Source organism: Sulfitobacter sediminilitoris (assembly GCF_010667575.1).
Classification (GTDB): domain Bacteria; phylum Pseudomonadota; class Alphaproteobacteria; order Rhodobacterales; family Rhodobacteraceae; genus Sulfitobacter; species Sulfitobacter sediminilitoris.
In genome coordinates this window covers 230,506-252,543 of sequence record NZ_JAABNT010000005.1, presented here as the reverse complement: position 1 = coordinate 252,543, position 22,038 = coordinate 230,506, and the positions used below count along the sequence as shown (strand labels likewise).

At 61.7% G+C, this 22,038-nt stretch carries 17 protein-coding genes; 9 read left to right on the top strand and 8 right to left on the bottom strand.

Annotated elements, in window-relative coordinates:
* Window positions 1-47: 47 nt before the first annotated feature.
* From GV827_RS10650 to GV827_RS10610, 9 genes are all read left to right on the top strand, one after another.
* Window positions 48-1,052 carry a M14 family metallopeptidase gene (locus GV827_RS10650; RefSeq protein WP_164353783.1) on the top strand — a complete coding sequence of 335 codons (1,005 nt, stop codon included), beginning with the start codon at window positions 48-50 and terminating at the stop codon, window positions 1,050-1,052.
* 890 nt (window positions 1,053-1,942) lie between these two features.
* Window positions 1,943-3,571, top strand: coding sequence for a flotillin family protein (locus GV827_RS10645; protein ID WP_164353782.1), 1,629 nt, complete (start codon window positions 1,943-1,945; stop codon window positions 3,569-3,571).
* Window positions 3,572-3,612: 41 nt separating this feature from the next.
* Complete coding sequence (locus tag GV827_RS10640) at window positions 3,613-4,857, top strand: urea ABC transporter substrate-binding protein (protein WP_164353781.1); 1,245 nt, start codon at window positions 3,613-3,615, stop codon at window positions 4,855-4,857.
* A gap of 54 nt (window positions 4,858-4,911) precedes the next feature.
* Window positions 4,912-5,781, top strand: coding sequence for a branched-chain amino acid ABC transporter permease (locus tag GV827_RS10635; RefSeq protein WP_164353780.1), 870 nt, complete (start codon window positions 4,912-4,914; stop codon window positions 5,779-5,781).
* Entirely contained in the window at window positions 5,778-6,818 is a 1,041-nt protein-coding gene (locus GV827_RS10630) for a branched-chain amino acid ABC transporter permease (protein WP_204325831.1), read from the top strand. The genes GV827_RS10635 and GV827_RS10630 overlap by 4 nt, the downstream gene beginning before the upstream one ends.
* Window positions 6,815-7,549, top strand: a complete 735-nt coding sequence (locus GV827_RS10625; RefSeq protein ID WP_164353779.1) for an ATP-binding cassette domain-containing protein — start codon at window positions 6,815-6,817, stop codon at window positions 7,547-7,549. The genes GV827_RS10630 and GV827_RS10625 overlap by 4 nt, the downstream gene beginning before the upstream one ends.
* Entirely contained in the window at window positions 7,546-9,933 is a 2,388-nt protein-coding gene (locus GV827_RS10620; RefSeq protein ID WP_164353778.1) for an amidase, read from the top strand. Before GV827_RS10625 ends, GV827_RS10620 begins: the two co-directional genes overlap by 4 nt.
* 21 nt (window positions 9,934-9,954) lie before the next feature.
* Window positions 9,955-11,646: an AMP-binding protein gene (locus GV827_RS10615; RefSeq protein WP_164353777.1), complete on the top strand. Its 1,692-nt coding sequence runs from the start codon at window positions 9,955-9,957 to the stop codon at window positions 11,644-11,646.
* A gap of 18 nt (window positions 11,647-11,664) precedes the next feature.
* Window positions 11,665-11,961 carry a putative quinol monooxygenase gene (locus GV827_RS10610; protein WP_164353776.1) on the top strand — a complete coding sequence of 99 codons (297 nt, stop codon included), beginning with the start codon at window positions 11,665-11,667 and terminating at the stop codon, window positions 11,959-11,961.
* Window positions 11,962-11,973: 12 nt separating this feature from the next.
* On the opposite strand, the gene GV827_RS10605 is transcribed toward GV827_RS10610, so the two are convergent.
* From GV827_RS10605 to GV827_RS10570, 8 genes are all read right to left on the bottom strand, one after another.
* Window positions 11,974-12,735, bottom strand: coding sequence for an SDR family NAD(P)-dependent oxidoreductase (locus GV827_RS10605; RefSeq protein WP_164353775.1), 762 nt, complete (start codon window positions 12,733-12,735; stop codon window positions 11,974-11,976).
* A gap of 12 nt (window positions 12,736-12,747) precedes the next feature.
* The gene (locus tag GV827_RS10600) at window positions 12,748-13,737 is read right to left on the bottom strand and encodes an acetamidase/formamidase family protein (protein ID WP_164353774.1); all 990 of its coding nucleotides are present in this window, start codon (window positions 13,735-13,737) and stop codon (window positions 12,748-12,750) included.
* Between the two features lie 57 nt (window positions 13,738-13,794).
* Window positions 13,795-15,201 (bottom strand): amidase, encoded by a 1,407-nt coding sequence (locus GV827_RS10595; protein ID WP_164353773.1) that lies wholly within the window; start codon window positions 15,199-15,201, stop codon window positions 13,795-13,797.
* A 265-nt stretch (window positions 15,202-15,466) separates the two neighbouring features.
* Window positions 15,467-16,048, bottom strand: coding sequence for an amino acid synthesis family protein (locus GV827_RS10590; protein WP_164353772.1), 582 nt, complete (start codon window positions 16,046-16,048; stop codon window positions 15,467-15,469).
* Window positions 16,041-16,871, bottom strand: coding sequence for a UPF0280 family protein (locus GV827_RS10585; protein WP_164353771.1), 831 nt, complete (start codon window positions 16,869-16,871; stop codon window positions 16,041-16,043). Before GV827_RS10585 ends, GV827_RS10590 begins: the two co-directional genes overlap by 8 nt.
* Window positions 16,868-18,328, bottom strand: a complete 1,461-nt coding sequence (locus tag GV827_RS10580) for a 6-hydroxynicotinate reductase (protein ID WP_164353770.1) — start codon at window positions 18,326-18,328, stop codon at window positions 16,868-16,870. The genes GV827_RS10585 and GV827_RS10580 overlap by 4 nt, the downstream gene beginning before the upstream one ends.
* Window positions 18,325-21,060: a molybdopterin-dependent oxidoreductase gene (locus GV827_RS10575; protein WP_164353769.1), complete on the bottom strand. Its 2,736-nt coding sequence runs from the start codon at window positions 21,058-21,060 to the stop codon at window positions 18,325-18,327. Before GV827_RS10575 ends, GV827_RS10580 begins: the two co-directional genes overlap by 4 nt.
* Window positions 21,057-21,893 (bottom strand): FAD binding domain-containing protein, encoded by an 837-nt coding sequence (locus GV827_RS10570; protein ID WP_164353768.1) that lies wholly within the window; start codon window positions 21,891-21,893, stop codon window positions 21,057-21,059. Before GV827_RS10570 ends, GV827_RS10575 begins: the two co-directional genes overlap by 4 nt.
* Window positions 21,894-22,038 lie beyond the last annotated feature (145 nt).

The following is a 22,038-nucleotide window of genomic DNA, read 5'->3' as shown; positions in this document are numbered from 1 at the left end:
AGATCGCGTGGTAGCGTCAATCCGAAACTGGGTGAAAGGAGCATGGGATGTTCAAGGGTGTGATCGGAACTATCGACTTTGAGCGCGTCGGTTTGTCTTCTGGAACCGTCGCAGTGCCCCATTCCGTCGATCGATCGCCCTACTACCAAATCCAACTTCCGTTTTGGCGATTGCGCGCCGGGGAGGGCCCCTCAATCCTGTTGCTTGGCGGAAACCACGGTGATGAATACGAAGGGCCGACGGTGCTGACGAAATTTCTTCAGGCGGTGTCTGCGGACGACATATCGGGCGCCATCACGATCTTTCCTGCATTGAATACACCGGCTGTCGCAGCACATGCGCGGTGCTCTCCCTTTGACGGCGGCAACCTGAACCGATCCTATCCGGGATCGGTGGGCGGTATGCCGACGGATCAAATCGCTGCATTCGTCTCGCAAGAGATCATCCCGCGCCACGACGCAGTGTTCGATTTCCACGCTGGTGGTACGTCCATGGCGCACATCGCCTGCGGCCTGACCCAGAGGGAACCGGGAGCGGAGATTGACCCGGCCACCCGCGCGGCCCTGACCGCGATGGGGCTTCCTTACGTCTTTCTGATCGACACGGACGCAGCCAGCCCGACAGCGATTGGCCAAGCCCGGCGCGCTGGCAAACTGGCAATCGGCGGCGAGTTCGGCGGCGGTGGGAGCCTGACCCCGCAATCGGTGATCGATACCACGAGCGCGCTGGAGAACGTCCTTCTGCATTTGGGCATCCTCAAGCGCCGCATCCTGTCGCGTCCGCCGGAGCAAAACATTGAAACACAATTTGTTTCCTTCAATCGGCCAGAGCTGTTCGTCTATGCGACGGAAACAGGCTGGGCTGAACCGCTGGCCGAGGTTGGCGACACTGTTGCGGCTGGCCAGCCTGCGCTGAACATGTTCGATCTCCTGTCACCAGAAAAACCGCCATCCCTTTATCACTTTGCAGCTGATGGAGTCGTGTTGGCGCGGCGTCTGCATGCCCATGCGCAGCCCGGCGATTGCCTGTTTGCTCTGGGCGGCCCTCTGTGATCCGCATCGTCTGCGGCGTCTTTCACGCCCGATCCCCCCGCAATAATGAGCGTGTCGAAATCCTCATCGCGCAATGTCGAAAGCGGAACGCTCGCAACAGGCAAAACCGTATCGGACGTGACTGCACCCCCGTTCTTTGAGGCCACAATCACTTCATACCTGTGATCGCTGACGTCAGATGCATCGATAAAAACCTGCATCGGGCCCGCCAAGTCCAACAGCTTCACGACCTTGGAAACGATAAAGAGGACGGTTTTGGCGGAATTTGAGGTCATCTTGCCACTTACGCCAAAGCCTATGGCGTTAGTGTAGCGGTATGAAAAGGAGAACCCCAAATGCTGATACTCAAACCCAACTGCGAATGCTGAGACATCACGTCCGGCTGTACGGGTGCCGATGTCTTGGCCAAGGCTGGGCTGCTGAATGGGCGGCGGGCGATGACCAACAAGCCGAATCCTGATTGTGTTGGACAGTTTTCGGCCAAAGATCAATTGGCGAGGACACGCGCGACGGGTCAAAGACGGCACCGATTTTACGTCGTCAACCGCCTTGGAGCAGAGCGCTTGGTCATGGTCCCAAGCTCTCTGACAGCCTGCCCTTCCGGACCCGGATCGTTTGCCCTGCGGCGGAGAAAAAACAGCCGCCACACCTCAAAGTACCTGATTCGAAATTGAAAATTCTGTCAAACTGACTTGCCCGAACAAGCGATGAAAAAACAGCCGTTTAACCGTAAGGTACAGGGCATACCATTTTAAATTCAAAAGAAATGCTTGACAGAAAATTTTTCGCGAACCTAGAATTTAAGCATTCCAACGGCTTAGCGACCTGCCAGCCGATTGCCGTTGGAGCGGGGGATGTGGCGGTCCAGAAATCGTTGGAAAGGCTATTCTATGGCGTGGTTTGTCACGATCGTGTTGCTGATTGTTGCAGCGATACTGATCATCCTTTTCATGAACCGCTACTACCGCAAGGCGACGCGGGAAATAAGCGTGGTGCGTACCGGTCAGGGCGGTCAGAAAGTCGTTCTGGACGGAGGCTGTCTTGCCCTTCCGTTTTTGCACAAGGTCGCCGAAGTAAACATGCGGACCTCCAAGCTCGTGATCGAGCGGACGGGACCAAAGTCCATCATCACGAAGGATCGCTTGCGCGTCGATGTCGGTGCAGAATTCTATGTCCGCGTACAGGCCAGCGTCGAAGGCGTCGCGACAGCAGCGCAGGCGCTTGCGGGCAAGTCCTTTCGCGCCGCCGATCTGGAAGACATCCTTGAGGGCAAGCTCGTAGACGCGATGCTGTCTGTGGCGGCGCGGTATACGATGGACGAATTGCAGGACAACCGTGCCGGCTATGTTAAGGAAGTCACTGATGTGCTGGGCGATAATCTTGCGCAGAACGGCCTGATGCTGGAATCCATGTCGCTGACACGCATCGACCAGACCCCGTTTAACGCGCTGGACGAAAACAATGCCTTCAACGCGCTGGGGATGCGTCGCCTGGCGGAGATCATCGCGGTCAACAAGAAAGAACGCGCGGTGATCGAAGCGGATGCGGACGTCTCCGTGCGCCAAAGCCAGCTTGATGCGACCAAGCGCAAGCTGACGATTAGCCGCGAAGAAGAAGAAGCGATGATCACCCAGCAGCGCGAGATCGAGATCGCGCGCTCGCGCTCTGCGGCGGAGACCTCCGAAGAGCAGGCAATTTCCGAGAAGCGTCGCGAGGCGGCACGAATTGAGCGGGAGCGCGAAGTGCGCATGTCCGAGATTGCCCGCGACACCGAACTGCGTCGTCAAACGCTGGAATCAGAGCTGAATTCCGCCCTGAAGAAATCTGAAAACACCGTCACGCTGGCCAAGAAGCGCGGCGAGGAAGCCAAGGCCGAGGCCGAGGCGATTGCCGCCAAAGCCGGTGAGGCCGAAGCCGAAGAGCGTGTACGCACGATTCGCGAGACCGCCGCCGCCGAGCGTGAAAAGCACCTCGCGCTGATCCGAGCGGCTGAACAGGCCGAAGTTGACGACACCCGCGTAAAATCAGAAGCAGACACAGTCACCTCGATGGCCAAGGCGCAAGCCAAGGCGATGATGGAAAAGGCACAGGCGGATCGCGACCGCTTGCTGTCCGAAGCAGAGGGCCGTGCGGCAATCATATCCGCCGAAAACGCGCAAAGCCCCGAACTTATCGCCATGAAGCTGGACGAGGCACGCCTGCGGACGCTGCCACAGGTCGTGGAGCGCATGATGAAACCCGCCGAGAAGATCGAAAGCATCCGGATCAATCAGATGACGGGTTTCGGTGGCGCGAATGGCGGCGGTGGCGATGGGGGCGACAAATCCACCGTCAACCAGGTCGTCGACTCGGTCCTCAGCATGGCCCTGCAACTGCCCGCCGTCCAGAAGCTGGGCGAAGAGGTCGGCATGAACATCGGGGACGGGGTGCGCGGCATATCCAGTTCGCTCAACAGCAAGTCAACCGGGACGGAACCGGACAAATCGTCGGACGAGACCTCATCCGGCAAAAAGGACTGACGCCCAGAAGCGTCGTCACTCACCGACAGGAGAAAAAGACAATGACACTTTCCCGCAGAAACTTCGTGATGGGCACCACCGCCATCGCTCTGACGGCACCGGCGACCATTGGCCGTGCGCAAACGGACAATATCAAATTTGCCTCGATCCTCGACCTTTCAGGGGGCCTCGACATTTACGGCGCGCCGATGGCGGAAACCACCAAGATGGCCATCGAGGACATTAATGCCGCCGGCGGTCTTCTGGGCCGCGAGGTCGAGCTGACGATGTATGACGCGCAGTCCACCATTCAGTTCTACACGCAGTACGCGACACAGGCGGCAGCGGGCGACAAGGCGCATACGGTCCATGCCGGGATCACCTCGGCCTCGCGCGAAGCAATCCGGCCCACGCTGGCGCGGTTCAAGACCCTGTATTTCTATAATACCCAGTACGAGGGCGGCGTGTGCGACTATAACAATTTCTGCACCGGCTCCACGCCTGCGCAGACCGTGGCCAAGGTCGTGCCCTACGCCATGAACAAATGGGGCAAGAAGGTCTATATCGTCGCCGCTGATTACAACTACGGCCAGATTACCGCGCAGTGGATGCAAAAGTTCGTGGCCGAGAACGGCGGCGAGACGCTGGACGTCGAATTCTTCCCGCTGGATGTCACCAACTTCGGCCCGACCATCAACAAGATCCAGACCGCCAAGCCCGATATGGTGATCTCGGCGCTTGTCGGCGGCGCACATGTGTCCTTCTACCGCCAGTACGCGGCGGCGGGCATGCTCAAGGAAATCCCGATTGCGTCCACCACCTTCGGCGTCGGCAATGAGCAAAAGCTGATCTCAGCCGAAGAGGGCAATGGTATCATTGCCTCCTACGGATATTTCGAAGGCGCCGACAACCCGGTCAACACCGCGTTCCTTGAACGGCTCACTGCCAAGCTGGGCGCGGACCGTCCGGTGATGAATGAACTGGCGATCCGGTCCTACGAGGGCGCGATGCTGTGGGCCGAGGCGGTAAAGGCCGCGGGCACGGCGGACCGCGATCCGGTGATCGAGGCGCTGCGGTCGGGACTGACATACAACGGGCCGTCCGGTCCTGTGACCATCGACGCCCAAACGAACCATTGTTCGATGAACGTCTACATTGGCGAGCTTCAGGATCAGACCTGGAACATCGTTGAATCGTTTGAAAACCAGCCTCCTGCCGACACGCAGCTGGTCTGCGATCTGGTTGCCAATCCGAACCAGTCGACCTTCCTGTTCGAGAACGGCCTCGCTGCGGCCGGTATCGAGTAAACCCACTGGCCCGGCGACAGCCGGGCCTGCTTTCACCCTCATCGGGAGATCACCTTGGATCTGGTCGTCGCAGTTCTTTTTCAGCTTGTTTACGGTATTGCCAACCTCGCGTTGATCAGCCTTGGGCTGGCGATCATCTTCGGCATGATGCGGGTCATCAACCTGGCCCATGGTGAATTCCTGATGCTGGGCGGCTACACCGTGGTGGTGGCCACCAACGCCGGCGTGAACATCTGGATCGCGATGCTGATCCTTGCCCCATTGGTGGTCGGTATCATCGGCGTGATCGTTGAGCGGCTTCTGATCCGCTGGCTTTACGGACGAATGGTGGACACGCTTCTGGCAACCTGGGGATTGTCGCTGTTGCTGATCGGCCTTGTCACCTCGATTTTCGGCGCGTCCACCGCCACCACGATTTCTCCGCCGCTGGGGATCATCCGGCTCGGGGATTACTCCGCATCCGGCTATGAGCTGTTCCTGATCGGTGTGACGATAGTTCTGTTCATCGCGGTCTTCGCGACGCTGAAAATGACCAAGCTTGGGTTGGTCGCACGCGGCACCATGCAAAACCCTGAAATGTCCTCAGCGCTGGGGGTTTCAACGACGCAGGTCTATATGGTCACATTCGGGCTTGGCGCTGCGGTCACTGGGCTGGCGGGCGGCTTGCTGGCCCCGGTTACGGGCGTGCTGCCGACCATTGGCGCGACCTATATCGCCAAGGCTTTCATCACCGTGATCTCGGGCGGTGCGTCGATCCTCGCGGGTACAGCAGCAGGATCGATCCTGCTGGGCGGGATCAACGGAATATTTGCCTTTATCACCGGTCCCACCATCGGTGAAGTCGCGCTGCTGGTCGCGGCCATCATCCTGCTGCGCCTCATGCCGCGCGGCATCACGGGGCGGTTCTTCCGGAAATCCCTATGAATGGCAACAACACACTGCGCCAGATGCGTCCTGTTCTTGTCTTCGCCTTCATCGGGGTGGTGTTCATGTTCGTGGCACCCTACGTGCTGCAGCTTTTCACCATCATAAACCTGACCACCGCCATCGCACTTGCGGTGCTGGCGCTGAGCCTCGCGTTGGTCTGGGGGTATGGCGGCATCCTGTGCTTCGGGCAGGTCGCGTTCTTTGGCCTGGGCGCCTATGCCTACACGATTGCCGCGATCAATTTCGGCGGTTCGACCTGGGCCATATTGGTGGCGATCATGGTCGCCTCGGCCTTTGCGGCGCTGCTGGGGTACTTTGTCTTTTTCGGCAGGGTGTCAGATGTCTATTTGGGCGTCATAACCCTGACCGTCACGCTGATCTTCTTTTCCCTCATCCGGCGCACGTCGGGGCCTGAGTACAAGATAGGCAATGCCCTGATGGGCGGTTTCAACGGGATAACCTCGCCACCGTTAAACCTGCCGTGGGATACCTCATCCTTCCTGTTTCCCGAACACGTCTTCTATGTCGCGATGGCAGCGCTGATCCTCTGCTACGTCTTCTGCGGCTGGTTGGTGACAACCCATTTCGGGCGCGTCTGCGTCGGCATCCGCGAGAACGAGTTGCGGGCGGAACTGCTGGGCTACGACTCGCGTCTCTACAAGCTGGGCATCTTTACCGTTTCCGCCGGGATCGCCGCGATTGGCGGCGTGCTGTTCTGCAACGGCGTGGGGCGGATCACGCCGGATGTGTTCAACCTCTATAACGCGGCCCTGACCATCATCTGGGTTATCGTCGGTGGGCGCGGCACGCTGATCGGACCGATTGCCGCCACTTTCGGGCTGTTCTACCTGACCTCCGCGCTTGGCGGGCAGTCCGTCCTTAACAACAACCTTGTCCTCGGCGTCATCCTGATCTTCTTCGTCCTGCTGGTGCCCAAGGGCGTCGCCCCCACCCTGACGGACTGGTTCACGAAACGCCGCAAGCCCCGCAGGGCGAACCGACGCCGCCGTCGCAGTCAGGTGAACAAGGCATGAGTTCCGCCCGCGACAGACGCGAAGTAATCGTTGAGACGCGCAATCTGTCGATGCATTTCGGCGGTGTGCGTGCGGTGGATCAGGTCGATTTCACGCTTTTTGACAAGGAACTCCGTTGCCTGATCGGCCCTAACGGGGCTGGCAAATCGACCTTCTTCAAGTGCCTCACAGGTCAGCTTAGCCCAACGTTTGGCGAGGTGATCATTCGCGGTGACGATACCACCCGCGCCGAGACGCACGAGATCGCGGGTCTGGGCGTCGGGATCAAGACACAGGTACCCAACGTGTTCGACGGGCTGACGGTGGACGAAAACATCTGGTTGTCCGCGCGTCGCTGGCACAAGGCCAAGCGCGCGCGCACCCTGACGGCGGAAACGATTGAGCGGCTGAAGCTGGGCGATATCCGCCGCGAGGTAGTCGGCCGTCTGGCCCACGGACAGCGCCAATGGGTCGAACTGGGCATGGTCGTCGCTGCCGAACCCTGGCTGGTCCTGCTGGACGAACCCGCCGCTGGCATGACCCACGAGGAAACCGCACGCACCGCTGAATTGATCAAGGAGATCAACACCGAGGCCGCGCTGATCGTGGTCGAACATGACATGCAATTCATCCGCATGATTTCGCAACAGGTCACCGTGTTTCACGAAGGTCAAATTCTGATGGAAGACACCATGGAGGCGATCTCGAACGACAAGCGAGCCCGCGAAGTCTATCTGGGGCACCGGGCATGAGCGGGTTCTTGAAAGTTCAGGGACTGACGGCAGGCTATGGCAAGGTGCCTGTGCTCCATGGCATCAACTTCGAGGTGGCCCAAGGCGAGATTTTGGGCGTGCTGGGCCACAACGGCATGGGCAAGACCACCTTGCTGAAAAGCCTGATGGGCATTGTGCCTGCGACTTCGGGCCAGATCGTTTTCGACGGCGAGGACCTGACCGGCCTCCGATCGTCTGCCCGCGCCCGTTTCGGTGTCGGATACGTCCCGCAGGGGCGTGGCATCTTTCCGAACCTGAGCGTGCTGGACAACCTGCGTATGGGTGTGGCCGCCCACGAACTGGACGAAATGGATGCCGTTGAAAGCGTTCTGAACAATTTCCCACGTCTTGAGCGGCTGCTTGAGCGGGACGGCGGCGCATTGTCGGGCGGGGAGCAACAGTTGCTTGCCCTGGCCCGCTGCCTGATCTCAGACCCGGACCTGATCCTGCTGGATGAACCTACCGAAGGCATTCAACCGTCTATCATCGACGAAATCATCGAACTTCTGCAGACACTGAACCAGCGCACCGGCATCACGATCGTTCTGGTGGAACAGAGTCTGGATTTCATCACGGCCCTCTCTGATCGTGTTCTGCTGATCCAGAAAGGCGCAATCACCGGTGAGATTTCAGGGTCCGAAGCCTCGAACCCCGCCCTCATCGAAGAGTTCACAGGCTTTGGTGGATCAGGTGGAATGGCGCAACCTTTGTCCGCTCCGATCAGCGCTGGCGTCCCCGGCCAAAGCAAGTCTGAATCCGCAAGCCAAAGCGCCGCCGCTCAAGCGCCAACAGAAACGCCAACGCACGCCGCTGCGCCTGCTGCCTCCCTCACGGAAAGGATGTCCTACATGACTGTCCAACGCCCCACTCTGAGCCAGATGAAAGACGTGGTCGCCGAACTTGGCATGAGCATGTCAGACGCCCGCGTGCAGGAGTTTCTTGATGTCATGCAGGGCACACTCGATGCCTACGATGTCGTCGATGCCCTGCCCGATTACCTGCCACCTGTTCTCTACCCGCGCACCTCGGGCTACCGCCCGACGCCCGAAGAGAACCCGATGAACGCCTGGTACGTAAAGACAGAGATCAGGGGCGCGCCGCGCGGGCCGCTGCAGGGGCGGACCGTGGCGTTGAAGGACAACGTTTGTCTGGCGGGCGTGCCGATGATGAACGGCGCCTCGACCCTCAAGGGCTATACACCCGATCTGGATGCTACCGTCGCCACACGGCTGCTGGACGCGGGTGCCACAATCGCGGGCAAGGCGCATTGCGAATATTTCTGTCTTTCAGGGGGATCGCATACCAATGCCACGGGACCGGTGCACAACCCGCACAAGCATGGTCATTCCGCAGGAGGCTCCTCTTCCGGCTCCGGCGCACTTGTGGGCGCAGGCGAGGTCGACATGGCCATAGGCGGCGATCAGGGTGGCTCGATCCGCATGCCCGCGTCGTTCTGCGGCTGCTACGGGATGAAGCCGACCCACGGCCTTGTGCCCTATTCCGGGATCATGCCCATTGAGAACACGATCGACCACACCGGCCCGATGACACAGAACGTCATGGACAACGCGCTGATGCTTGAGGTGATCGCGGGTGCCGATGGCCTTGATCCGCGCCAGTACGACGTGAAGACAGATCGCTACACCGCCGCCGTCGGACGGGGGGTATCGGGCCTGCGGATCGGTGTAATCAAAGAGGGGTATGAACAACCCGGTGCCGAAGCAGACGTGAACGACAAGGTCCGTGCGGCGGCAGAGACCCTTCGCGGTCTGGGCGCGACGGTGGACGAGATTTCGGTGCCCTGGCATCTGCACGGCGTCGCGATCTGGACACCCATCGCGCTGGAAGGCCTGACCCAGCAGATGATGCTTGGCAATGGCATGGGTACCGGCTGGGAGGGGCTCTATACCACTTCCCTGCTGGAGCATCACTCGAACTGGCGCACGCGGGCGGATGAGTTGAGCGATACGCTCAAGATTTCCATGCTGATCGGCCAGTATCACCTGAAACACACGCGCGGCCGCTACTACGCCAAGGCGCAGAACCTGTCGCGGCAGCTGCGTGATGAGTTCAACAAGGTCTTCGCGTCTTACGATTTGTTGCTGACCCCCACGACCGCGATGAAAGCACCGCCCATTCCGCCTTCGGATTCCTCGCTCGAACTGTGGTGCCAGCGGGCATTCGAAATGATCACCAATACCGCCCCCTTCGATGTCACGGGTCACCCGGCGATGTCCGTGCCCTGCGGCATGTCCGACGGACTGCCGGTGGGCCTTCAGATCATTGGCCGGCGCTATGATGAAAGCACGATTTACCGTGCGGCCTCCGCGTTCGAGCAAGCGGGCGACTGGCGCAATATGTAGACCCGGAAAGGGGCTTTCCGCATGACACGTCCGATCAACGGCCTATCACATGTCAAGGGAAGCACCGCCCGTCCTTTGATCAACGCCACGATACCCGGTTTCATGGCCGAGGTGCGCCGTCGCTACGGCGATCGCGTGGCGGCTGTGTTTTCCCAAACGGGCGAACGTTGGAGCTACCATGACCTGATGCGGCGGGTGGACAGGCTGGCGGCGGGATTGCTGTCCATTGGGGTCTACAAGGGCGACCGCGTGGGCATCTGGTCGCCCAACCGGCCCGAATGGGTGCTGGCGCAATTTGCCACCGCGCGGATCGGTGCCATTCTGGTCAACATCAACCCCTCCTATCAAAGCGCCGAGTTGCACTATGCGCTGCACCATGCCGGTGTCAGCACCCTGATCACTGCCCCCCGGTTTCGCGACTCCGACTATTTGGCAAAGCTGCAAGAGCTTGCGCCGGAGCTGGCCACCGCCCGCCCCGGCCATCTGCAAAGTGAAAAGCTGCCAAAGCTGCGCCGCGTGATCCAACTTGGCGGCGATCCCATGCCCGGGGCCATGTCTTTTGATGAGGTGATGTCACGTGGCGGTGCGGCACCCAAGGCGCGCCTCGACGGGATCACTGCGGGCCTGTCACCCGACGACGCGATCAACATCCAGTTCACGTCGGGCACGACAGGCAGGCCAAAGGGCGCGACGCTGAGCCACCGCAGCATCATCAACAACGCGATCTCCTCTGCGCGGGCGATGCGGCTGACGCCTGATGACGCCTTGTGCATTCCGGTCCCGCTTTATCACTGCTTTGGCATGGTGCTGGGGAACCTCGCGGCGGTTTCCTACGGGGTGAAAATGGTCTTTCCGGGTGAGGGGTTCGACCCCCTTGCCACGCTCAAGGCAGTCGAGGCCGAAGGCTGCACCGCGCTGCATGGTGTGCCCACAATGTTCGCCGCGATGCTGGATCATCCCGACTTTGACCGTTTCGATCTGCGCAGCCTGCGCACAGGGATCATGGCGGGGTCCATCTGCCCTGCCCCGCTGATGAAACGGGTGATGGAGGGCATGCATTGCCGCGACATCACTATCGGCTACGGCATGACCGAAACCAGCCCGATTTCGTTTCAGACCGCCCCGGACGATCCGCCCGCGCGTCGCGTCTCGACGGTCGGGCGCGTGCAGCCTCATGTGGAATGCAAGGTCATCGACACCGAGGGACGCACCCTTCCCGTCGGCCAGCAAGGACAGCTTCTGACCAAGGGATATCTGGTCATGAAAGGCTACTGGAACGACCCCGAATTTACCGCCGAGGCCATCCGCGACGGCTGGATGCATACTGGCGATCTCGCCACAATCGACGCCGAAGGCTACTGCCAGATCACGGGTCGTGCGGGCGATATGCTGATCCGGGGCGGCGAGAACGTCTATCCCGCCGAGATCGAAGAACTGCTGGTGACCCACCCGGACATAGCGCAAGCGCAGGTATTCGGCCTGCCCGATGCGCGGCTTGGCGAAGAGGTCGCGGCATGGATCATCCTGCGGCCCGGTGCCGCGCTGACCGCTGAGGCGCTGCAGGACTGGTGCCGCGAAAGGATTGCCCGCTTCAAGGTGCCGCGCCATATCCGCTTTGCCGACGACATGCCGCTCACCGCCACAGGTAAGCCGCAGAAATTCAGGATGCGCGACATGATGTGCCAGGATCTGGGCATCGCCATCCCATCCTGACACCGAAAGGACAGACGCATGCACACGCTGACCGCCATCATCCGCGCCCGCAAGGGCAGCGAAGCTACGGTCCGGGCCGAACTGCTCAAGGTCGGTGCCTTCGCCCGGGACCATGAGCCTGAAACCATCGGCTTTTTCGTCGCTCAGGACCCGGACGATCCTTGCCTCTTCACCACCTATGAACGGTTCACCGACAAGGCAGCGATGGAGCGGCACAACAACGGTGCCGGCTCCCAGGGTTTCTTTGCCGCGGCCGGTGATCTGCTGGACGGAGAGGTGACCGTGGTCACGGCAAGCGAAGTCTGGCCGGAGTAGCGCGCGCCGCCGCTACAACTGGACCCCCTTGGTGAGTGCACCGTCGATCACCAGATTGGTGCCGGTCGTGAAACTGGACGCAGGGCTGGACAGAAAGACCACACCCCGCGCGATTTCCTGCGGGCTCGCCATGCGCCCCATGGGGTTCATGCCCAGCGCCTCGGCGAACAGGTCTTTGTTGTTCTGTTCGATGTTCTGCCAGATCCCGCCCTCGAAATATGTGTTGCCAGGCGACACCGTATTCGCCCGGATACCCTGCGGCGCAAGCTTCACCGCCAGACCTTGCGCATAGTGCACCAATGCGGCCTTGAAGGCCCCGTAGGCCGGTCCGGTAAAGTCGATCTCGCGGCCCGATACGGATGAGATCAGTGTGACCGAAGCGGCCTTGGATTTTTCCAGGTATGGCATCGCCGCGTTCACCAGCCTCACGGAGTGCATCATATCGACGCCGAAACCTGCCTCCCACGCGGCCTCGTCATCCGCCACGGCAAGGGCCGATACGTTGGCGACGACAATATCGATCCCGCCAAGTGCTACAGCAGAATCCGACACCCAAGATGCCAACGCGTGTTTGTTTCCAACATCCACGCCGCGGCCAATCGCCGTCACGCCCTTGGCCTTCAGCGCCTCTATCGTCTCGGTCACTCCAGCGTTGTCGCGCGCGCAGACGGCAACATTCGCACCTTCATCCGCAAAGATTTCGGCGCATTGGCGACCGATCCCCTTGGTGCCGCCGGTGATCAGCACGTTCAACCCTTTCAGTCCCAGATCCATTTTGCGGCTCCCTTATGATTTCAGATATTCTTTGAGCATCGACGCGCCCAAGGTGTATTTCGGATCGACCATGTTGCCGACGCGCATCTTTCCAGCCTGCGTCGCCAGGAAATAAGCCTCCGATTCCTCAAAGCCGTAATCGTCGACCATCCACCGGACCAGATCGCGGTAGGCCATGCGCGCGGCGTCTTCCATCGGGCGCGCACTGCCAAGCGACATGATGAAATCCTCTGTCTCGATCCGCACGCCGGGGATAGACCATCCCTTGATCAGGTCAATCTGGACGGTCACGGTCGCCGGTATTTCAACCGCCACGCCGCACAGCTCTCCGTCGCCCTGACGTCCGTGGCAATCACCGATGAAGAAATGGCCATCCTTGCGCTGCACCGGGAAATAGATGATCGCGCCCGGTGCCACGTCGGGGCAATCCATGTTGCCACCCCAATAGTCGGGTTGCAGGGAACTGACCGCTTCGATCTCGGGACTGACGCCCATGGTACCGACGAAGGGCTCATACGGCAGCGTGATCCGGTCCGAGAATTTCACACCGCCCTCGGGCGTGACGTCCATCTTCTTGACCCGTTCCGGTGTGGGCGCGTTCAGCATCAGATTGCCATCTGCCACCAATGCACCAAAGCTGGGGATCAGCGCGGTTGTGCCCGCCGGTTGCGGGCCGCGCGGCAGCAGCGAATGGATGTAGACCGCAAGCACATCGCCTTTCTCTGCCCCCTCAACGGCGATGGGGCCGTTCTGCGGGTTGACGAAGGGCATGTTCAACACCTGCGACGGCAGGTCGTCCTCCGTCTTGATCGCACCGCCGAAGGCATCCAGCGTTTCGACCTCAACCACGTCTCCAGGTGCGATCCGCATGACCGGTTCGGCGTAAGGTCCGTAGACATAGTGAAACTCGCCCTGATCTTCCTCGCTTAACCGGTGTTTCGCGCCGGGTTGCCCCTTGGCAACTGCGTTCCGGCCCAGGATTGAGCTGTCTATCCATTCCATCGTTCTATCCCTGTTGCTGTGGTGTTTCGGTTATCGGTCTTTGGTCGTGTCCTGACATCACCCCCCGATGTCCGGGTGGCGGGTATGCCAGTCCGTCACACTTTGGAACGCGTCGCCCGCGCGGATGATCGCCGCCTCGCCCAGCTTAGGTCCCACGATCTGCATGCTCAGCGGCATGCCCGCGTTGTCAAAGCCGTTCGGCAGAGTAACCGTCGGGCTGCCGGAGAAATCATAGGGCGCGGTGTAGCGCATGATCGCGTTCAGCACGGCGGGGTCAGCACCGTAGTCCTTCATGTCCGCAAGGCTGGGCGTCGGGCTCGGCATCGTCGGGCAGAGCATACAGTCAATGCCGCCGAAAAGAGCCTCGAACGCCATGCTGAAGTTGATGCGCAGATGGTGGCCGCGCGCCGCTTCGGTTCCCGTGGTCGAAAGACCTTCTTCGATCAGCTGGGCCAGATCGGGGCCATACTCCTCCTTGCGAGCGGGATAGGTATCCTGATGGGCAACCGCCGTCTCGATTGCGCACATCATGATCCAAGCATCCACCAGCGCGTCATAGTCAGGAAGCGTCACCTCGATGATCCGAGCACCGAGGGTCTCGAACACCTCAACGGCCTGCTCCAGCGCCGTCGCAACCTCACGGTCGACGCCACGGAACGCATACTCGCGGTCAATGCCGATGCGCATGTCCCGCACACCTTTTCCGATCTCGGTGGCATAATCGGGGACGGGCACATCCAGCGAGGTCGGATCATGCGCATCCCAACCGGCCATCGCCTGAAGGATCACGGCGCAATCCGCCACGGACCGCGCCATCGGTCCCACGTGATCAAGCGATTCCGCCAGTGCAAAGACACCATGACGGCTGACCCGGCCGAACGTCGGCTTGATGCCCGTCAGACCACAGGTCGCACAGGGATAGCGGATCGACCCGCCCGTATCGCTGCCCAGAGACGCAAAGCACAGCCCCGCGGACGGGGCCACGCCGGACCCGCTGGAGGACGTACCGACCCAGTAGCTTTCATTCCACGGATTCTTCGGCGCGGGGATGGTCGGATGATGGCCGGTATAGGCGCCTTCGGTCATCGACAGCTTTCCCAGGATCACCGCGCCCGCAGTCTCAAGCCTGTCGACCACGGTCGCATTGTGGGGCGCCATGAAACCCCTGTAGATCGTCGTGCCTGCGCGGGTCGGCGCGTAGGTGGTATAGCACAGGTCCTTTATCGCTATCGGCACGCCATGAAGCTGTCCACGGTAGAGCCCCGCCGCCAGTGCCGCATCGGCGGCCTCTGCCTGTTCCAGTGCGCGTTCGCCGCACAGATGGATATAGCTTTTGAACCGCCCGTCGACCGACGCAATCAGATCAAGCATGTGGCGCGTGACACCAACCGAGGTGACCTCGCCCCGACGGATCATCTGGCCGACCTCGACAATGCTTTTGAAATGCAGCGGATGTGAGGTCATTGAAGACTCCTTCAAGCGTCATGTTGGCGGCGAACGTGGTCGAGGCCACAGCGCAGTTTTCCAGCCACACTGTCCGGCGGGCCGGTATCCGCCTGCGCGATTTCAGGCCAGATACTAAGCCAGCAGCCCATCCAGCGTAGCACTCTCAATCTGTTCTACCAACAAAACCAGCATCGCTTATGACAAGATGACCACCGTTGCCTGTTGACTGAGCACCGGGGCTTTCTGAATTGATGTTTGGGACCCGGTCCCAACGCAAGCGTATTCAGCGAAGCCCATCCTCGCCCTTGACGTCCCATGCCTCAAGCCCGCCCATCCGGCTGTGCACGCGCCCGCCACAAGACATGGCAAGGACAAAGACAATCTCGTCAGCACGGGGACCGTCGGGCAAGCCCACCTCGATCCCATCGAAATGGCTGCGCACATAGGCCGCGTTGATATGGCCCAGGGGAATGTCCAGCCGCGCGCCGACGCCACCGCGTTTCATGCAGGAGGGGACGATGGCGTTCGACTGCCCCAGCAAACCACGCATCGCATAACCGCCGGGTACATGCCAAAGCGCCCCGTGTTCCAGCTCACCATTCTCGCCAACGATGGCCCCCTTGCCGTAACCATCGATGCCCGCCTCGCCGCCCAAAGCGGCGATAAGACGTTCGCTCATCTCCGCACCAAGCGGTTTAAGGTCCTCCATCGCGGGCTGCAGATCGGGTTCGTAACGCCCTGCGAAGGGATTGGCGACGCAGGCAAGAATAGCGCCCAACTTGCGTGGAATCTCGGGCGGCGGTCCGCCGTCATGGCGCACCTCCTCCACGACAAGCTGCATTTTCCGGACAATGAAATTAGGCATGGATAGGGATACTTTCCTTGGTTGAAACGGTCGTCATCACGATCCCGTCCAGCCCGAGAACGGCCTCGTGGATCAGGTCGCGTGCGACAAAGCTTTTGGCGACCGACAGGCCACGGGAAAGCGCGGTCTGGACCTCCGCGACAGTCAAAGGTCCGACATGCGTCGTGACCAAACGCGCCCCAAGATCGCTGTCGGGGTTCAGGTCCGTGGCCGGAACACGGTGGATCGAGGGATGCCCGGGCAGATCGACGGCGTTGGCAATCAGCGTGGCAGCCACGTCAGCCGCCGCAGCGGTTTGCGCGGCGACGGTAACGGCGTCGGCGATGCCCAGAGAATGGCTGCGCCCCCGCCAGCCCGACGTTGCCAGCCCGCGCGAGGGGGACTCCGCCGTGATCCGGATATCGCCCGACGGCGCCAGGGATGTGACGGACTGGCCGGGTTCAAGATGAAACGCGATGTCGCCGCCGTTGTTGACGTAGGCCTTCGGGATCGCGGCATCGGCGACCAGTGCCGCCAGCACCTCGTCCGCGACCGCCCCGGCGACGGCAGCCATGGGCGTGACGAACGTTCCTGCGAAGGGTCTCACCGCGCGGGCCATGCGCCGCGCGACAGGGTCGGCAAAGGCATAATTCTCAAGCGGGCGGCGCAGCGCAGGCAGTTCCTCAACCAGACCTGTGAGAAGAGTATCGAACCGGTCCACTGCACGCGCATAGGCGGCCGCGCGCGGGGCGCCGATAACCTCGACGATCAGGTCAATGGGTCCGTGATGCAGGTGCAACCTGCGTCCATCGGGCAAAAGTGCGGCCTGTGGACCCTTCGTCATTGCTTTGCCCCAAGCAGACGGACCGCATCGCCGTACTCACCGCCCTTTTCCAGCACGTCGTCAAGATCGCGAACCGATGTGCCGTGTCCACCCAGCCGCTCGAATTCTTCCCTTGGAATCGTAAATTCAAGCGGCGCGACAAGCGCCGGAGTAGGCACGTAGCCAAAAGCGCCATCCGGCAGTTGCGTCACGTCCACCATCAGTGTGATGCCGCCGCCGGGCCAGATATAGACCGGCGCGCCACCGACGGTCACACGCGTCTTGTCCGCATGCACGGAATGGGTCAGGTGGATCGGATTGCGCGTCACACCCGAGCGCAACGAGCCGCCCGCCCCGCCCATGAAAAGGACCGTACAAAGCGCCGGTTCGCAATTCTCGGCAATCAGATCGACCGATGGCTGCAGGGCCTCCGGCATCGGCTTGGCAATCGCCTGAAGGTCATCGTTCAACTCATAATACGCGCTGTGCTCTCCGGTGGTTGACACCATCAAGAGCCGAATGCCCGGTTTCGCCCCTTTTTCCGGGCGCCAGGGCCCGAGGATGGACAGCGGATCGCTGATGTCCGTGCCGCCCCAGCCAAGGCCGGGCTTGGCCACCTTGAAATATCGGCCCGGCGTGGATCTGTGTCCCAGTATCCGGATGCCGGTGTCAGGCCAGTCGATCACCTTGCCTGCCTGATGCTCGGACACCACGCCGGTGATGTGATCGTCAACGACAACCACATCGTCAACAAGGCCCTTCCACTGGGACGCAAACATGCCGATGGTGGCTGACCCGCAGCCGACGCGCATCCGCTCTTCGCGCTTGCCATCGACCACCGGTGCCGCACCGGCCTGCACGATCACGGGCAGGCCGCCGTCGATGGTCAGCTCAACCGCCTCCTTGTTGCAGAGCCTGAGCAGTGCGTCGCAGGTCTTGCGTCCTTCCGCCTTTGAACCGCCGGTCAGGTGGTCCACGCCGCCCAGCGACAGCATCTGCGAGCCGTATTCAGAGGTCATTACGTGGCCGATCACCTCTCCTTCGGACCGGACCAGCGCCGTTTCCGGGCCAAGGTGCCTGTCGGTGTCGATCTTCACCTTAACCCCGCAGTAGGAAAAAATCGCCTCTGTCACCACGGTTACGAAGTCCACGCCGTCGACGTCGCGGCTGACGATGAAGGGGGCAGGTTTGTAGTCGGGATAGGTGGTGCCCGCACCGATGGCACTGACCACCATGTCGGCGTCGTTGACGCGTTCGCCATCCCAGTCAGCGGCAAGGAACGGTTTAATTTCATCGCCTTTCTCAAGGCGGCGATCAAAGATCGTCAGTGGATCGCAGCGGACGATGCGCCCGCCTTCGTTGGCATAGCGGTCGCAGGCGCCGATCTTACCTTCGGCGATGTAGCACATGACCGGACAGGCATCGCAGCGCAGCTTTTCCACCGGCGCACGCCGACCAGTGTCGGTGGCCGCGGTCATGAGGTGTCTCTCATCGCGGCCAGCACCCGGTGTGGCAGGGCTGGCAGGCGTGTGATCCGCGCACCGGAGGCGTCGCGGACCGCGTTCAGGATAGCGGGTGCCGTGGGGATCAGAACATGCTCGCCCAGCCCCCGCGCGCCCATCGGCCCTTCGGGGTCGGGTTTCTCGATCAGGATCGACACCACCTCTGGCATGTCTCCGATAGTCGGGATCAGGTAGTCATGCAGGTTTTCCGTCCGTCCCGGAATGAATTCCTCCATCAGCGCCAGACCAAGGCCTTGGGCAATGCCGCCTTCGATCTGCCCTTCGGCCAGCACCGGATTGATCACACGGCCAAGGTCATGGGCCGCGGTCATCCGGATGACCCGCGTCGTGCCGAGTTTCAGATCGACCTCGACCTCTGCCATCTGCGCGCCGTAGCCGTAGAGCGCGTAAGGAATGCCCTGACCATCCCCATCAAGCGCGGATGTCGGCGGATCGTATGTTTCCTCCGCCGCGAAGACATAGCCATTAGCGTCCGGTTCCAGACCAGCCAGATGGATCTCGCTGCGGTTGATCCCGTCCGTCGCGGTCAGCAGACCGGCGCCAAGCGTGATCCGGGCCCTGTCATCCAGATTGGTCTGGCGCAGGATCGCCGCGCGCAGGACCTCACCTGCCTTCACGGCAGCCTTGCCGGTGATGAACGTCTGGCGCGAGGCAGAGGTCTTGCCGCAATCAGGGGTCAGTGCCGTGTCAGGGCCGACCAGATCTATATCGGCAATCGCCACGCCAAGCGCATCCGCTGCAAGCTGGGCTATCACGGTGTTGGACCCTTGCCCGATATCGGTCGCGCCCTGATGCAGACGCACACGGCCCTCTGGCGTGATGCCGATGCGGATGGTCGATGGGTTCGGCAGCGCCGTGTTGCCGCAGCCGTACCAGCAGGACGCGACACCGATCCCCCGTTTCACCGTGTCGGAGGTCGCGTTGAATGCGCGGGCCTCTGCCCCGGCGCGGTCCCAATGGGATTTAAGCGCGTCGAGACAGGCTTCTATACCAACAGACACAAGCACCTGACCTGACGGAGATTTCTCTCCGTCTTTCAGGGCGTTGAGACGGCGAAAGGCCAGACGGTCGAGCCCGCAGGCCGAGGCCAGATCATCGTAGAGCATTTCCTGACAGATGGCCGCCTGCGGCACGCCAAAGCCGCGAAAGGCGCCGGACACAGGCCCGTTGGTGTGGACTGCCCGGCTGGTCGCGGCATAGGCGGGCGTCAGATACGGACCGGAGGCATGCACAGGCACCCGGGTGGCCACGGTCGGCCCCCAGCTTGCATAGGCACCCGTGTTGAAATCCCCGTGGAATGTCATCGCGGTGATGCGCCCGGTTTCATCGGCCCCGATGGCGGCCTCCATGGTCGAGGGATGCCGCTTGGTGCTGGCCTGCATGGACTCGCTGCGGGAAAACACCATCCGGCAAGGCTGGCCGGTCTTCAGCACCGCAAGGCCCAGCAACGGCTGCACGGACAGATCAAGCTTCGCGCCAAAACCACCCCCGGCAGCAGATGGGATGATCCGAACGCGCTCCATGGGCAGGCCGAGGACCTTGGCCGTCTCCTCCTGATCCATGACGGGCGCCTGGGTGCAGGCCTGAATAACAAGCTGATCCCCGTCGAGCCACGCCGCCCCGGCTTCGGGCTCGATGTAGGCATGTTCGACATATCCGGTCTGGAACCGGCCAGAGACCACATGGGCTGATCGGGCCAAAGCCGTCTCCGCGTCACCCGTAACAACCCGGCCGCAGATCAACGTGTTGTCCGGGCGATCCGCGTGTAGTTGCGCCGCACCGGACGCAGCGCCTTCGGCTTGCGTCACGCTGTGATCCAATGGCGCCCACGTGACAGGAAAGGTGCTGAGGTCAAGACGTTCGATCGCGTCCGCCTGTCCCACAACCAGCGCCACCGCCTCGCCCAGAAATCGCGCGCGACCTTCGGCAAGCGCAGGCTGGTCAGCCAGATGCGGGATGACGCCAAAGCGGTTTTCGCCCGGAACGTCGTCCGAGGTCAGGACCGCGACAGCCCCCGGATGCGCAGCGGCCCAGTCATCAAGATCGCCGAAGGAGAACGTGGCGTGAAAGTGGGGCGACCTCACGACACGTACCAGCAGCGCATCCTGCGGGGCAAAATCCGCGCCAAAGACCTCGGCCCCCGAGACTTTCGCCTGCCCGTCAAGCCGACGGATCGGGCGACCGACGGCCTCTCCCGCGTCCGGCAGCGGGGCGGGTGTGGCCCCGGCAGTTGCCGCCATCACCGCAGAAATAATCTTGCGATAGCCAGTGCAGCGACACAGCACGCCGCCCAGCGTGTCTTCGACCTGCGCTGCGACGGGCTGTGGTGTTCCGCGCAGAAGTTCCAGCGCGGCCATCATGATGCCCGGCGTGCAGATGCCGCACTGCGCCGCTCCGTGCTCCAGAAAAGCCTCCTGCAAGGAGCACAGAAGATCGTCCTCAACGGATTCCAACGTCTCGACCGTGCATCCTGCGACCTGCGCCACAGGGATCAGGCAGGCACAGTGCTGCGCGCCATCGACAAGTACCGTGCAGGCCCCGCAATCGCCCGCATCACAGCCCACCTTGACGCTCTTGAGGCCCATTTCCTCTCGCAGAACCTCGGACAGGCGGCGGCCCGGATCCGATGTGACCAGCCTTTTTTCTCCGGCGACGGTCAGGAAAAGTGGGATGGGCTGTATGTTCATGCGGCCTCCACCCTGCCAAGCCGGGCCACGCTACGGCGCAACAGTTCAGCGGCAGCGCGCGCCCGGTAATCAGCATCGGCGCGGACATCATCAATCGGTGACAGCGCTGCTGAAACAGCCGCATCGGTGATCAGCGCGGGGTCAAGCGGTCTGCCGGTAAGGGCCGCCTCCACTTCCGAAAGGCGCGCGGCCACCGGGCCGCAGGACCCCACGGCCAAGGCTGCGTCGGTCACGTGATTGTCAATAATCTCGATCCGGGCCGCGCACATCGCGATGGATATAACAAGATACGCCCGCGCCCCAAGCTTGAGAAAGTCCGCCTCCCCCCGAACCGCAGTTTCGGGAACGTGAATGGCCGTAACCATCTCTCCCTTGCGCAAGGCGGTCTGACGCGGTCCTGTCAGGAAATTCCCAAGCGGCAGCTTACGCCCGCCATCAGCGCTGCTCAGCTCCACCTCCGCGTCCAGCGTCAGAAGGGGCGGAACCCCATCCGCAGCAGGAGATGCATTGCATAGGTTTCCTGCAATGGTGCCGCGGTTCTGTATCTGCTTTGCCCCGACTTCCCGCGCAGCCAGCTGAAGACCGCGGAACGCAGGCGGCAGCTCGGCGCGAACAAGATCACTCCATGTGGTGTTGGCACCTATTTTCCAGCCATCCGTGCTCCGGCTTATGCCGCGCAGTTCGGCCAGCCCACTGATGTCCAGAACTGGCCCCGGCAGACGGCGCGCCTGCGTCGCCGGAAAAAGATCCGTGCATCCCGCAGCAATACACAGGTCAGTGCTTTGCAACGCGGCCAGCGCATCATGGAGCGTGTCGGGGCGGAGATAGTGCATGTGCCTTCGCGCTGCCTGCAATCTCGTTGAAATAGATTTGGATCGTGCGGTAGGCAGGGCAAGCTGTCAATACAGCCGCGCTCCGCACCGGGATGCCGCGCGCCTGACAGCGGCCATGCCGCACATTATCCCTTTCCGACAATCT